This window comes from Pectobacterium peruviense, assembly GCF_003312355.2.
GTDB classification, from domain to species: domain Bacteria; phylum Pseudomonadota; class Gammaproteobacteria; order Enterobacterales; family Enterobacteriaceae; genus Pectobacterium; species Pectobacterium peruviense.
On the sequence record NZ_CP161826.1, the window covers coordinates 3,903,585 to 3,917,334 of the forward strand.

Annotated in this window: 11 protein-coding genes; 5 read left to right on the forward strand and 6 right to left on the reverse strand. The window is 46.9% G+C overall.

Features of this window, described 5'->3' with window-relative positions; translation table 11 throughout:
* Window positions 1-75 precede the first annotated feature (75 nt).
* Complete coding sequence (locus DUT67_RS17630) at window positions 76-1,425, forward strand: MFS transporter (protein ID WP_113627714.1); 1,350 nt, start codon at window positions 76-78, stop codon at window positions 1,423-1,425.
* A 53-nt stretch (window positions 1,426-1,478) separates the two neighbouring features.
* On the opposite strand, the gene DUT67_RS17635 is transcribed toward DUT67_RS17630, so the two are convergent.
* The 3 genes from DUT67_RS17635 to DUT67_RS17645 all read right to left on the reverse strand — a co-directional run bounded on the left by DUT67_RS17635 (window position 1,479) and on the right by DUT67_RS17645 (window position 3,773).
* Window positions 1,479-2,375: a LysR family transcriptional regulator gene (locus tag DUT67_RS17635; RefSeq protein WP_113627715.1), complete on the reverse strand. Its 897-nt coding sequence runs from the start codon at window positions 2,373-2,375 to the stop codon at window positions 1,479-1,481.
* 62 nt (window positions 2,376-2,437) lie between these two features.
* Complete coding sequence (locus DUT67_RS17640) at window positions 2,438-2,929, reverse strand: DUF2569 domain-containing protein (RefSeq protein ID WP_113627716.1); 492 nt, start codon at window positions 2,927-2,929, stop codon at window positions 2,438-2,440.
* Window positions 2,930-3,023: 94 nt separating this feature from the next.
* On the reverse strand, window positions 3,024-3,773 hold the full coding sequence (locus DUT67_RS17645) for an AAA family ATPase (protein ID WP_048258935.1): 750 nt from the start codon (window positions 3,771-3,773) through the stop codon (window positions 3,024-3,026).
* Between the two features lie 315 nt (window positions 3,774-4,088).
* On the opposite strand from DUT67_RS17645, the gene DUT67_RS17650 reads away from it, so the two are divergent.
* Complete coding sequence (locus DUT67_RS17650) at window positions 4,089-4,538, forward strand: hypothetical protein (RefSeq protein ID WP_113627717.1); 450 nt, start codon at window positions 4,089-4,091, stop codon at window positions 4,536-4,538.
* A gap of 116 nt (window positions 4,539-4,654) precedes the next feature.
* On the opposite strand, the gene fhuE is transcribed toward DUT67_RS17650, so the two are convergent.
* Window positions 4,655-6,868, reverse strand: a complete 2,214-nt coding sequence (gene fhuE / locus DUT67_RS17655; RefSeq protein ID WP_113627718.1) for a ferric-rhodotorulic acid/ferric-coprogen receptor FhuE — start codon at window positions 6,866-6,868, stop codon at window positions 4,655-4,657.
* Window positions 6,869-7,812: 944 nt separating this feature from the next.
* On the opposite strand from fhuE, the gene DUT67_RS17660 reads away from it, so the two are divergent.
* From DUT67_RS17660 to DUT67_RS17670, 3 genes are all read left to right on the forward strand, one after another.
* On the forward strand, window positions 7,813-8,502 hold the full coding sequence (locus tag DUT67_RS17660; RefSeq protein ID WP_113627719.1) for a LuxR C-terminal-related transcriptional regulator: 690 nt from the start codon (window positions 7,813-7,815) through the stop codon (window positions 8,500-8,502).
* 14 nt (window positions 8,503-8,516) lie between these two features.
* On the forward strand, window positions 8,517-9,833 hold the full coding sequence (locus tag DUT67_RS17665; RefSeq protein WP_113627720.1) for a cytosine permease: 1,317 nt from the start codon (window positions 8,517-8,519) through the stop codon (window positions 9,831-9,833).
* Between the two features lie 234 nt (window positions 9,834-10,067).
* Window positions 10,068-11,936: an Svx/AvrXca family virulence/avirulence protein gene (locus DUT67_RS17670; protein WP_113627721.1), complete on the forward strand. Its 1,869-nt coding sequence runs from the start codon at window positions 10,068-10,070 to the stop codon at window positions 11,934-11,936.
* Between the two features lie 69 nt (window positions 11,937-12,005).
* Here the strand turns inward: DUT67_RS17670 and DUT67_RS17675 are convergent.
* Both DUT67_RS17675 and azuC read right to left on the reverse strand, forming a co-directional pair.
* A protein-coding gene (locus DUT67_RS17675) for an IS3 family transposase (RefSeq protein WP_113628139.1) occupies window positions 12,006-13,261 on the reverse strand; the annotation gives its coding sequence in 2 pieces (ribosomal slippage) (window positions 12,006-12,910 and window positions 12,910-13,261; 1,257 coding nt in all).
* A gap of 238 nt (window positions 13,262-13,499) precedes the next feature.
* Window positions 13,500-13,556: a stress response protein AzuC gene (gene azuC, locus DUT67_RS17680; protein ID WP_123785391.1), complete on the reverse strand. Its 57-nt coding sequence runs from the start codon at window positions 13,554-13,556 to the stop codon at window positions 13,500-13,502.
* Between the last annotated feature and the right edge of the window lie 194 nt (window positions 13,557-13,750).

Below are 13,750 nucleotides of genomic sequence, written 5' to 3' on the forward strand. Positions count from 1 at the left end.
AGCACGTTATAAAAATAAATAATTAAAACCAAATGAAAGATAAACACTTACTTATTTAATCAGCAGGTAAAAAAAATGAATAAAATAAAAAATAGCAGTACGTTTCGCTGGGTTGTCACAACACTGATTTTCTTCGTGTACACCATTGCCGCAGCGGATAGAGCCAACATCGGGGTTGTTTTACCGTTCATCCGTAACGATTTTCATATGTCTAATACAGAAGCTGGCGCCTTAGCAAGTTTATTCCTGCTCGCTTATGCAATAGCGCAGATCCCAAGCGGTTTTTTGTATTCAAAATTCGGCGTGAGGAAAATATTCTCCCTATCCATGATCCTGACCTCATTGGCAACTGGCTTGGTGGGTTTCTCTACCTCCATTCTCGGGCTCAAAGTTTCCCGTTTCATCCTGGGGCTTGCGGAAGGTCCATTGCCGATTGGTATAACATCGACAATCAATCGATGGTTCCCTTCTCGCGAGAAAGGCATTGTCACCTCAATATTTTTGTCCGCCGCAAAATTCGGCCCTGTGCTTGTTCCTCCGGTTTGTGCCTTTATTCTTTATCACTATAGTTGGCACTACGTTTTCTATTTCTTCGCGATTCCGGGTATTTTTCTTAGCGTTATATGGTACTTGCTCGTTCCTAACACGCCACAGGAAAGTCGCTTTTGTTCCGAAAGCGAGATCGCGCTAATTGAAGAACGAGACAGTGTTTCCACACCATCGGCGAATACGGCCACGCAGAAAAAAGTCGTCCCTGTTCGACGCTTCACACTGCTGGACAAGTTGATTCGTGCCAAGCAGGTGAAACTGATTGATAATTCCAAGGGCATCTTCAAGTCCTGGAATATTCTTGGCAGCACGTTAGGCTACTTCTTCATGATGGGGATTGTGAATGTTCTCCTTGCCTGGATCCCTACCTATTTAATGAATGAAAAAGGCTTTTCCATTATCAAAATGGGAATGCTGGCCTCTGCACCGTGGGTTGGCGCAGTGATTGGCAATATTATTGGTGGCTGGTGCTCAGATCGCATTCTCAATAAACGCCGCAAGCCTTTAATGATGCTATCAGCGATTGCAACGGTGATCATGATGGTGATCCTCATCAATGCACCAGACAACCCGATGATTCTTGGTCCATTGCTGTTACTGACAGGGATTCTGTTCAATCTCGGCTTCTCAGCTTATATGGTCTATCCGATGTCACTGACGACTAAAGATGTCTTTCCAGTTGCTGGGGCGTTAATTAATACCGGAGGCCAGTTAGGCGGTGCGGTATGTCCTTTGGTCGCAGGATACTTGCTCGATCATTACACCTGGGGACACGTTTTCGGATTCATGGCGCTAGGCTCTTTCTTATGCTTGCTTGTCCTCTTCACCATTTCTGAACCGCTCTCTGACGATCAAATTGATCGGAAAGCAGCCTAATCATCCTATCGTTAAGGCACAAGGATGTGCCTTTAAACGAAAGCCAGCCGCACTCAACCTGATATCGTCTTCATCGTTTCAATAAAATTCATAATATTCGGGTTCGGGTTCTTCGCGTTATAAACGGCGTAGATATAGCTCAAGCATTTAAAATCTTCGATTGGCAGAAAAAGAATATCCTGACGATTATTAGGAATCGTTGATCTTCCAACAAGCGTGACGCCTAATCCTGCCCCGACCAATGCCAACGCCGTATGTATTTCGACCGTGCGATGAGCAACGGCGGGCTGTACGCCATATTCGATAAATTTATCCTGAATTCGCATGGCATAACTGCTTTTAGGATCGCTCGGAAAAATAATAAAGGGTGAATTACAAAAATCTCGCAGCGTAATAAAATTCTTCCGGCTCAAATAGTGATTAATCGGAATCGCTGCCACAAGGGGATCAACCAAAATCAGCTCACGCGACAGCTCCTGCCCGTCAGTCGGCTCGCTGATATCCATTTCACGGGTGAAACCAATATCAATGGATTGCGTTGATAGCAGATCGGTCTGATATTCAGAAAGCACCTCTTTTAGGGTGATACTAATATGGCCGTGCTTTTCTGAAAAAAGTTTGATCGTTTCGGGAATAAGATTAAACATTACCGACCGGACAAACCCCAAATTGAGATTAACGGATGCAGTACTCACATACTGCAACGCGTCCCTTTCGAGCTTGTCAAAGCTGAATATCACTTCATGAGCTTTGTTAAAAAGAAACTCGCCCAGCTTTGTCAGCGTAATGGGTCGAGAAGTTCGGTTAAACAGCTCACCGTTCAACTCTTTTTCCAGCGACGTGATTTGCAGGCTGATTGCCGCAGGAGCAAGAGAAAAAACCTTCGCGGCCTGGCTTATTCCTCCTGCTTCAACCACTTTACAGAAATAACGCAATTGTTTGATATTCATGGTTCGCTATCCTCTACCGATCGTTTGGTATGTTATCAGCTAACGTGGATAGTGGTTTCCTTTTATCGACTAAATACCACCGGAATTCTTTTCGATAACATGAAATACGGAATCCAAACGACAATGCCGAAAACCGAAGAGGCAATTGCGCGAATATCGCCAGTATCGAGCTTAGCATCAAACAAGTAAGCTGGTAGCAATGTCATATATCCCACCAGCAGCGCGCTAACAAGATAGTAGGCAACCATAACATTCCGCGTACGTTTTTTACGTCGGAAGAAGCTCATTGCAGCGAAAATTTCCAGTGCGAACATGGCAAGCAGGAAACACACTAGAGCCAAAGCGTAATAGCTGAGAAACCCAGTGTTCTTAAAGTGGATAAGCATCGCGTTGATAATGTCATACAGTGAGAACGGCGTCATAATGACAGAAAGAATAATTCCCAGCGCCGGAAGGTAAAGAATGCCGTTAATCTTCTGTTGTTCTTTCTCTTCACACTCTGAGCACAAGCCAGACTCTTTACGCGCATCGTTATCGCAGTTTAAGCACTTCATTTCTTAATCCCTTAAAATGTTCTAAAAGAAAAAAGGCGGTTTCCCGTCTTGATATAACGCCTCATTATCCTTTACCCCAACGCCGTGTTAATCCCTACTCTGCCAGTAGCTCACGTAACATTCGCTCAGGGTTGTTCAGGAAAGAACGCGTGATTTGATAGTGTTCTGTGTCCTCATAGGACACCTGCTGTATTCCCTCTTCACTGAACTCAAAGATAGTAGCATCAGGGTACGCCATCAGGATCGGGGAATGGGTCGCGATAACAAACTGCGATCCTTCAAGAATGAGGTCGTGCATACGGGCAATCGCAGCCAGCTGCTTACTGGGCGACAGTGCGGCTTCTGGTTCGTCGAGCAGATAAATCCCCTCTTTACCAAAACGGTTGAGCAGCAGCGCCATGAAGGATTCGCCGTGGGATTGTTCATGCAGCGAATGACCGCCATAGGAATCGATCACGGGTGGATCAAAGCCAGGCTCGCTATCCAGCCGCTCAATCTCCGTCGCGACATTGAAGAAGCTCTCCGCGCGTAAGAAGAAGCCATTTTTAGGCCGCTTGATGCCTTTCGCTACCCGCAAGAAATTCGAGAGTCTGGAATGCGAGGTACGGGTGCCGAAGTTGAAATTGCGGGTGCCGCCTTCAGGGTTAAATCCCATCGAAACCGCAATGGCTTCCAGCAACGTAGATTTTCCTGAGCCATTCTCGCCGATAAAAAACGTGACTTTTGGATGCAGATCCAGCTTATCCAGTGAGCGAATCGACGGAATCGAAAACGGATACACCTCAAGTGAATCCACTTTTTCGTGTGCCAGCGCGATTCGACTGATGTATTGCGTTGAGATCATACGCAGTCTTCCTGACAGGTAATGAGTGAAAATATCCTAACACAGCGTGAAATAAAAAATAACTCTGTATTAGTTCAACAAAAATAATAGTCCGAAAAAAACATCACCAGCATAATAACATTATATTTAATTTGACGTATGCCATCCCCCCCTCATCCACAGGTCATATTGTGCATTACCCTATTCATAACTAAATTAATCCAACATGCAAACAAAGAAAATATTTTCAATTCAACCTTAACAAGGAAAGAATTAATTATTTTATTTGTGAAGCATGGGAAACACACAATAAAACCTAATAGAGAGAAAATAATCATGGCTAAAATCACACAGTTTGTAGGAACCGAAGCCACTGCTGGAAAATTACTGCCAGCATCATGGCAATTGTTCTCCAGAGGCAGCATGAGTGAATGTGGTACGATCAAAGTTAATTCTATTAGTGATTACAGCGCCAATATCACTATTGCAGTCAATATTCATCACGTCCCTTTTAATGCGACGGTGGATATTAACCTGCTTGATAAAGATCCGAGTTCAACATCTGGTTCTGCCACCGTCAGTTTCGATGGTGGTCCAGTAGAGAATGTTCGCTATCGCGAAGGAAAAGCCAATAACCCGCACAATTATAAAGGCGGAAATGCTATTTTCCTGGATGATTTACAATATGAAAACCTTAGCGTCAGCCTTCAACTGTGGCCGGTTGAAGACAAAACGTTGTTCTATATTAAAGTCCCAATGCTTTCTTTCTGGTTAGTTGCGGGTTAATTAGCAATAGTTTCCTCGCTCACCGATATGGTGAGCGAGGAAACAGTATTACAACACGAGTGATGCTACACCTACATTCTTGAACCGATACTTATTCATCAGCTCAAAATATCAACTTAGAAATTATAGTTGGCCGTCATAGAGACGCTGCGAGGCGCGCCATACACAGCATAAGGCGCAAGGTAGTCGTTGTACTCTTTATCAAATAGGTTATTGATATTCGCCTGTACCGCCAGCTGTTTAGTGACCTGATAGCGGCTAAACAGGTTAACCAGCGCGTAGCTGCCTTGCTCGGCACGCAGCGTGGTATTTTGCGGGCCGGAACCCTCCTGCCAGATACCATTTTGCCAGTTCACGCCGCCGCCAACGGTTAACTCCGGCAGCGTTGGTAATTGGTAGCGGGTAAACAGCTTGAACGACGTGCGCGGCTGTTCTGGATTGACCGACTTACCATCTTGATCGTCAACCACATAGCGCGAACCACCAAACGTCATTTGCAGGTTATCTGTCACCGCGCCATTCACTTCAAATTCAATCCCTTTACTGACAACACCATCAACGGCACGGTAGGCAAATTCCCCACCACCGCCAGGAATCGCGATTCCTGTTGATTGTCCCAAGTTATCCTGCTCAATGCGGAAAATTGAAACCGAGGCAGTAAGGCGGCTGTTATACCAATCCCCTTTAACACCCGTTTCATAGTTTTTACCCGTAGTCGGAGACAGATATTTTTTATTAATATCTTTTTGCGTTTGCGGCTGGAAGATATCGGTATAGCTGGCATACGTCGACCAGGTATCGTTGATGTCATAAACCAGACCAACATAAGGCGTCACGCGATTATTGCTGGTATCACCTGTCGAACCAATGATGCTCCAGTCGGTATAACGCGCGCCTGCAATCAGATGCAGCGGATCGGCCAGAGAGAAACGAGCCGACGCATAGAGCGATTTTTGGCGCGTGGTTGAATGTTCATAATCTGCCCAAGCCCCCCAAGCTGGATCGGCAATATTGCCATCCCAGTTGTAGTAATTACCCATATCTGCAGTGCTAATCGTGGATTGAGAGTTATAGAACTGGCTACGCTGTCGATTGTAGCTGCCGCCTACCACCAACTCATGCTGGCGTCCCAGTAGATCGAACGGACCAGAAGCATAAGTGTCAACCGCATCCACTTTACGGGTTCCTTTGTTCCATCCACCATAAGCACCAACATTAGCGCCATACGGATCAACAAGCTGCCCAGTCGCTTTATCCGGGAAACCGTTGGCATACATTAGTTTAGAATCGAAGTTGGTTTCGCCATGCGTCCCGTTCATACGCACCTGCCAGCCGTTATCAAAACGCTGAGTCAGATCGGCAAACACTTTTCTCGACGTTTTATCGGAATAACTCCAGTTCGGCGCGGAGTTAAATTTGTGTCCAAAATTCGTGGGGCTGCCATCGGTAAACCACGTCGGCAAACCACCCCAGGTAGGGCTATCGGTGTTGTGTTCCTGATAATCATAGCCAAGCGACAACGTGGTGGATTCTGTTACATCAGCATCAATCACGCCGTAGAGGAATTTCTTACGACTATGGTAACGATCGAGCCAGGTATCGTTATCCTGATAGCCCGCAATTACACGCCCGCGCACGTTACCGGATTCCGTCAACGGCGCAGACAGATCGGCCACCATCCGTTGTTTATCCCATGAACCGTAGCTGCCAGATACCGAGCCTTTGAACTCGCGGCTGTCCGCATGCTTGCGCACCATGTTCACCGCAGCAGCAGGGTTACCTGTTCCCGTCATGAGTCCCGTCGCACCGCGTACCACTTCAATACGGTCATAGATCGCCGTGTCTGAGCCTGAATCACCAAAATCCCAGATTTCGTTAACCACTGTCGGAATATCGTCAAACAGATAGTTAGTGATACGGAAACCACGAGCGAAATACGTCGCACGTTCGGAGTCGATAATTTTAGAGGACACACCCGTCGTGTTCGCCATCACCTCACCAATGGTTTGCAGGTTCTGATCTTCGATACGCTGCTTGCTGATGACACTCACCGACTGCGGGATATCACGCGGCGTCAGCGTCATCTTCGTTCCGGCGCTAGTGACTTTCACGCTGTAATCCAGTGGATCGCTGGCTTCTGCATTAGCATTGGCGTTAGCGCTGACAACAAGCGTGTCGCCTGAGGCAGGATTTTCTTCGGCAATAGCCTGAGCAGGCAGGAAAGAGGCAGAAATCAATAGGGCGAGAAGAGAGACTCCGAATGGTTTTGTTCCAGCCAGCGAAGAATCACAAACGCGCGTTTTTCCGGCGCGAGCAACTCCAAAAGACATGGTATATCCTTGGTTAACGAATGATGATTTTGGCGAGATGCTGATGCGTTTCTTGTCAACATTTGCACAGAAAGGTAAATGATAACTATACGCATTATTATTGTTATTTCAATGAAATGGTTAATTTCCTTAAAATACAGACTGATAGAAAAGAATGAATCACCATGTCGTTAACAAGGTATTGTTACAAAAAGAACATACGTGACATTTATAACAGCCCAGCCAGCCCAAGAACGGCCAGTGGCAATCCGACATCTGCCTGAGTGATTTCAGTATCGGTTCAATCCCTCACGGCAAACCTAAACCGATAATCGTCTTACTGAAGATACTTCTAGACAGAAATCGCCATTCCGGTGACGCGATGATCCAGAATTCTTCCTGATACAACGACATATTCACTTGACCGGTTGAGCAGAGTTTTATCGGCTAGGTAGTCGCCGTGGCGTCGCCTTTTTACACATGGCGCAACATACGTTGGTGGGGGGAGGAGAATGAAGGAGATAGAGGGCCAGCGAAACGGTAATACACTTCGCTGGCACAAACCGGGCGATACTCTGCGCCTTCAAAAGAACACAGAGAAATTAACGATATAAAAATTATTAATAGTCAACGAGTAACGTGTAAATGATATCTTTTTATTTTTCGATGTAAGACCAAATACCATCCTTTACAGGATTCGGTATTATTTCCCTGGTGCGGCGAATATTCGTTTAATTTTGCGAAGTTATCGACATATAATTGGCGTAAAACGCAGTGGCGAAAATTATAGCATAAGAATATAAAACCATAAAAGGCAAAAAACACCCTTGCATGACAAAAATGTTCATGATAAAGAAAATTAACTCGCAGCCAAATAAATTACCCTGATAATAATGATCATTGTACTATTAACTAAAATTCAATATTAACACCCATTGAATTATGCCACCTTCAAGGAGGGCTGAGTGTCACCATCAGCGGAACACATGACTGACTACATTCATAACCTGATTACTATGATGGAGTGTTTAAACGAGCCATGGGGGATTAAGGATTTATCATCGCGACATATTTACATGAACAAGGCCGCGTATATTTACACCAGTACGCCAGAAAAATTTGATATCGAAGGTCGCTTTGATGATGAATTTCCCGCGAGTTGGGCGGAGCTCTCCGACGATTTAAAAGAGCATGACCGTCTGACAGAAAATAGTGAAAAGCGAGTAACCGTGATAGAGACACATTACTGGTATGGAAAAAAAACGCTCACGCCCTGTGTTAGCGAAAAGATTCCTATCTTTGATGGAAATAAAATCTGCATTGGAACCATGTGGAGCGCCAGACAGTTAGACTCGTTGTCGCCGCTGATCTATATCAATCAACAAAAACCTACTCTATTACAAACAGAACTCACCACTGATGTTTTTACGCCAGCAGAACTCGACGTTATCTTCCTGCTATTACAGCGTTTTTCAAATAAAGAAATTGCCAGAAAAATGAATGTCTCGCCGAAAACAATAGAGAACAGAGTCTATAACATGTATCAAAAAGCGGATGTGCATTCTCTCCATCAATTTGAAGCATTTTGCCGGAACCTTGGCGTGGATGGTTATATTCCCCGCTCACTCATCACAAAAGGCATTCAGTTTATATAGGCTCGTATATCCCTATGGAAAAAATAGATGACTATCCGGTCAATCGCGTTCCACTTAGTGTCCGGCTGCCTTTTTTAAATGTAGCATTAGTGCACATCGGCATGCTAACCGCGCTAGACCAGTTTATGTTAGGCGCGGTGCTCGGCCACTCCATGACGCTAGGCCAGGCATTTCTCGCCATCTTTATTGGCAGCGCCATTTTTGGCGTAGTGACCGTGGGGCTGGGTTATGCGGGAATGAAAGAAGGGATGTCGGGCAGCCTGCTCGTACGCTGGTGTGGCTTTGGCCGTATTGGCTCCGTCCTGATTGGGCTGGTGATCGCCATTAGCCTCATCGGCTGGTTTGGCGTCCAGAATGCCGTGTTCGCCAAAGCGCTTAACTTTGCGATGGCAGATAAGCTCGGCTTTGGCTGGTCTGCCGCCCTGTCCGGCATGGCGCTGACGCTACTGGTTGCCTTTGGTTTCAGAGCATTACGTTTCACGGCCAAAATCGCCGTACCCATGTTTATTATCGTTATCGGCTATATCTCGATAATGACGCTCTCAGGTCACAATATTGCTGAACTGATCGCCTCAGCGCCTAACGGCGAGGTCATTTCCATTAGTGCTGGCGCGACGATGGTAGTAGGCGGTTGCATCGTCGCCAGCTTAATTACTCCAGATATGACGCGTTATTCCCAAAAGGGAAAACACGTGTTCTGGATGACGATGCTGTCGATTATCGTCGGGGAGTTTATTGTGAATGGCCTCGCCATCATTATTGCCCGCGCACTCAATACCGCAGATGTCGTGACGATCATGTCCCAGGCGGCTGGTGGCATCGGGCTAATTGCCGTTATATTTTCGACATTGAGGGTGAACGATATCAACCTTTATTCCTCCTCTTTGGGAATCGCCAATGCCATAGAGGGCGTCACGGGGAAAAAATTACGCTATGTCTCGATAACGCTGGTGATTGGCCTCATCGGCACCGCGCTATCCGTCGCGGGTATTCTAGACCGTTTTATCGATTTTCTGACGCTATTGGGCGTGCTGTTTCCACCCATTATCGGCGTGATGCTGGTTGATTATTATATTTTGCGCACTCACAGAACGCTGCTCGACACCAGTCGTGCCGAAGGCCAGCTACCCGACATCGCACAAACGCCGCTGATTGGCTGGCCGGCTATTATTGCCAGTATTGTCGGTTCCATCGTCGGATTAGCCTTTGAATGGGGCGTGCCCGCGTTTAATTCGTTACTGGGAGCCAGTCTTCTCTATTGGCTAATAAAGATTTATACCAATAACTCTATTCATTTTAGGAAACCAGAACATAACCAAAATTTAAAATGAAATAGGTAACAAGATAAAAATAATCTATAATCCAATCGACCTCTTTCTACAGAGGTCGAATTTTTTACTTAAGAAAAAAATAGTTCCTGAATAATTCTAACTGCATGTAGTAGTAACGCTCGAGCAGTTTTCAATATGACGGATATATAGGATGGGGTCTTATATATCAACGAGAAACTCCCTCTCGTGAAATAATAAGGCTGATTAGCAATATTCATGCTAGGAAAAGGATTTATGCCAAAAATAAAAACACTTCTCACGCCGCTAAACTGTCTACTCGTTTTAAGTGGTGCATTGATGGTCAATACGGCAAATGCTGCTGAAGCTTGCGTCGCGGGTAACTGGCAGGTAAATAGTTCCATCACCGATATGCCTTCCGTAAAATACCAGACTGAGCACTTTGCCTTCCGCTGGAATAATAACGACGTTAACCGTAATGATGCGGTTGCCGCGGGGCAGAAACTGGAACAAATTTGGGATAAGTTCATTAACCAAATTCAGTACCCCGAGCCTTACTGCAAGCAGACGGTAAAATATAAAGCCAATATTCACATTGATCCCACTTTTGGACTCAGCGGTGGTATTGCTGGCGGTGGCAGCATGGGAATGTGGATCGGCCCAGCATCGCTGAAGGACAACTGGGGACTGGCGCATGAATTTACCCATGCGTTACAAGGGCAAACCGGCGGCTTCCAGGGTGCGGGCGGGGATGACTACGTTGGCTGGATTTGGGAATCCCACGCGAACTGGATGACGCACCAGATGGATGAATTCCGCGGTACGTCTGCACACTGTTCGGAAATGCAGGTCAACTATTCACATATTTATCTGGGTTCAACACGTAACCGTTACTGCAACTGGCAGTTTATGGAATATCTGAAGAACCGCTTTGGCTATAGCGCCATCAATGACATGTGGTCAAAAGCGCCGAAAGGGGGCGAAAGCGGCCAGTCTACCGCCGATCCATTGTCCGTTCTGCGTACTAACATGGGTTGGAGCCAGTCTGAATTCAACGATACCTTCGGTGACTGGGCGATGCATAACGTCAACTGGGATTACATTGATCCAGACGGCTTCGATCGTGGTCGTTTTTATCGTTCAACCTACGGCGGTTATGGTGCAGTCCAACCCAACCAGAATAACGCCGACCGCCTGCTGAGAACCACCGCGCTTGAGCCGGTTGCTGGTGCCAATGCTAGCCTGCGACGCTTCTCCGTACCGTTCGATCAGGCTCCGCAGCAGTTGGGCTACAACATCGTCCGGCTGATTCCAGAAAGTGGTGCGACGAAAATCACCGTTAAATTCCGTGGCATGGTGCAGAGCAAATCGGCCATTACCCGCTTCCCTGGGCTGAAAAACGATCCAGCAACGATGCCACAGCCGAATTCCGACTGGCGCTGGGGTATTGTCGCTATCGGTTCGGACGGCGTTTCACGCTACAGCGAATTGCAGCGCGGCGCGTCTGCCACGGTGAAAAACTTCACCATCCGACAGGACGATAGCGGCATTTACATGGTGGTAATGGGTACACCGTCGCAAATGCAGAAAATCAAGTGGGATCAGGCTTACTACTCTCTTTATCGCTACCCGTGGATGGCTGATTTCACTGGCGTTTGGCCGGAAGGAAGTCAACCTGGCGCACCGAATCCAACCGCTAACGGTTCTCGCCACGCAAACGGCGGCGGCTGGGTATCTAACTCTGCGAATGTCGCCCCTACCGCATACGTTGGGCCTTATGCTCGCGTGATCGGTGGTACGGTGAGGGATAACGCCAGAATTGAAGATCGTGCAACGATTCTGAGCGGAACGGTGGAAGGACGCGCCGTTGTCAGCGGCCTGACGGTAATGCAGGGCAATACTATCGTGCGCGATAACGCGCGACTGCATACGGTCTTCATGGGACCAGGAGCCTATGAACGCGGCATTGTGCTGTCAGGCAATGCGCAGATGCGTGGAGATGCAGAAATTCGCGGCGTTTCCGCGTCGCAGGGCGTGTTCTATGGTTTTATTGATGAAGAGGAAGTCAGAAGCAGCGCAGCGGGTGCTTACCTGACTGAAGCGGTACCAGAAGTGACAGCGGTGCCGGTCTACAGCACGAAATAATCTCACCACGAAAAGGGAGTTGACTTAGAACCACACCATGTTGGTTCTAAAAATAAGTCGGCTCCATGACTAGTCCTGATATGGGTTGACAGTTTTCTGCCTGTAAAACGCCTGATGAACCTCATCGGGCGTTTTGTATTTCAGGGCCTGATGTGGCCGCTCATGGTTATAAATCGCCACAGATTCTTTTACCATTTTCCTCGCTTGTGCCAGATTAGCTGGGCGAGAGAGTAAAAACTCATTTTTCAGGATGCCGTTTATCCGTTCAGCCAGCGCATTCTGATAGCAGTCATAACCATCTGTCATTGAACAGGTTATCCCATTTCTCTCATGTACCGACTGGTAAAGCGCTGAACAGTATTGTAGCCCTCTGTCAGAGTGGTGTATCAACGGCCCTTTTGTTTTTCTTTGTCGTAACGCACGTTTGAAGGCTTTTACCACATTTTCAGTTTGCAGATTATCCCCTACATGGTAACCCATGATTTTTCTGGAACAGGCATCCGTGACCAAACTCAGATAGACCGTGCCACTGCGTACTGGTAGATAAGTAATATCGGCGACCCAGACTTGCTCCGGCTGAAGGACAGTAACCTGTTCGGGGCCAGACTTCAGCAAGTTCGGATGCCGGTAAAAACGATGATGGCTGTTGGTCGTTTTGTGGTATGCCCGCTTTACGGGTACCAGAAGCCGGTGTTTACCCAGTAGGCTAAACAGGCGGTCACGCCCGATATTGAGTGTTTCACCTGCCTGACGGTTCAACAGAGAGTGGAGTTTGCGTGTGCCTATACGTGGCTGACGGCACCGAACTCGGGCAATAAAATCAAGAACCTGACTATTGTGTTCATGTCGTTTATTGCACCTTGCATTATGCTGGTACCATGCCTGTCTGCTGTGCCCCAGGAGCTGGCATGCGCGTGTCACGGTGACTTTTGGGGCCTGACTCTGCGCAAGGACTTGCCGGGCCGCTTTTTTACGACACTTACCCCGTAATCATTTTTCAGGACGTTGATAACAGATTCAAAAAACTCAGCTTTCTGATTCGCCAGCTTAAGCTGCTCTTCAAGTTCTTTGATTCTTTGCTCGGGTGTAAGTGGGGTATTTGTCTGAGCCACAAGCAGTTTCCTTTTCATCAGGTCAGGAAGTCCGGGACTCCAGTCAAGCTGGCCATATTTACGCAGCCAGACAAGAACGGTGGAGCGCCCCTGAATGCCATATCGCTGCTGGGCCTGTTTATAGGTCATCTCGCCTTTTTCGACCTGTTCAACGACGGCTATTTTAAAGGATAGAGGATAATCACGTTGGGTACGTTTGAACTCAGTCATCATCACGTTCTCCGTATTTAAGTCAGGGACGTGTCAACGCTATTCAGGACGGATCACCATAAATAAACAGGCCGCCAATATGGCGGCCTGCTTTATGCGATGCATAGCACATACTCGTCATACTTCAAATTGCATGTACGTTAGCAGCGTTCACTCACCCGAATCACTTACTTGAGTAAGCTCATCGGGATTCCTTCTCTTGCCGCCTGCCTGCAACTCGAATTATTTAGAGTATAGATTCTTAGAACAGTGCGCCAGGCGGCACGTTTTTATAGGTATTCAGGTAAGCCGCCAGCATTTTTTTAAATAAGTTACGCACTTTTTTCACCTTGGTTTTACTTTCTAATGACGCGATGGAGTTGATCTTGTCTTACTGGCAGTGACCTGCCTTATGATGGTGAATTGTACACCCTTGTTGAGCAAAAGCACATTTTTTGTGACGCAAGTCACACAATAAAATTCACCTGCCCCCTCCCCCAATCCACCCTCATT

Coding starts and splice junctions, on each gene's coding strand:
- DUT67_RS17635 (WP_113627715.1), bottom strand. CDS start 2,375: ATGAATATCAAACAATTGCGTTATTTCTGTAAAGTGGTTGAAGCAGGA.
- DUT67_RS17645 (WP_048258935.1), bottom strand. CDS start 3,773: ATGATCTCAACGCAATACATCAGTCGAATCGCGCTGGCACACGAAAAA.
- DUT67_RS17630 (WP_113627714.1), top strand. CDS start 76: ATGAATAAAATAAAAAATAGCAGTACGTTTCGCTGGGTTGTCACAACA.
- DUT67_RS17640 (WP_113627716.1), bottom strand. CDS start 2,929: ATGAAGTGCTTAAACTGCGATAACGATGCGCGTAAAGAGTCTGGCTTG.
- DUT67_RS17650 (WP_113627717.1), top strand. CDS start 4,089: ATGGCTAAAATCACACAGTTTGTAGGAACCGAAGCCACTGCTGGAAAA.
- fhuE (WP_113627718.1), bottom strand. CDS start 6,868: ATGTCTTTTGGAGTTGCTCGCGCCGGAAAAACGCGCGTTTGTGATTCT.
- DUT67_RS17665 (WP_113627720.1), top strand. CDS start 8,517: ATGGAAAAAATAGATGACTATCCGGTCAATCGCGTTCCACTTAGTGTC.
- DUT67_RS17670 (WP_113627721.1), top strand. CDS start 10,068: ATGCCAAAAATAAAAACACTTCTCACGCCGCTAAACTGTCTACTCGTT.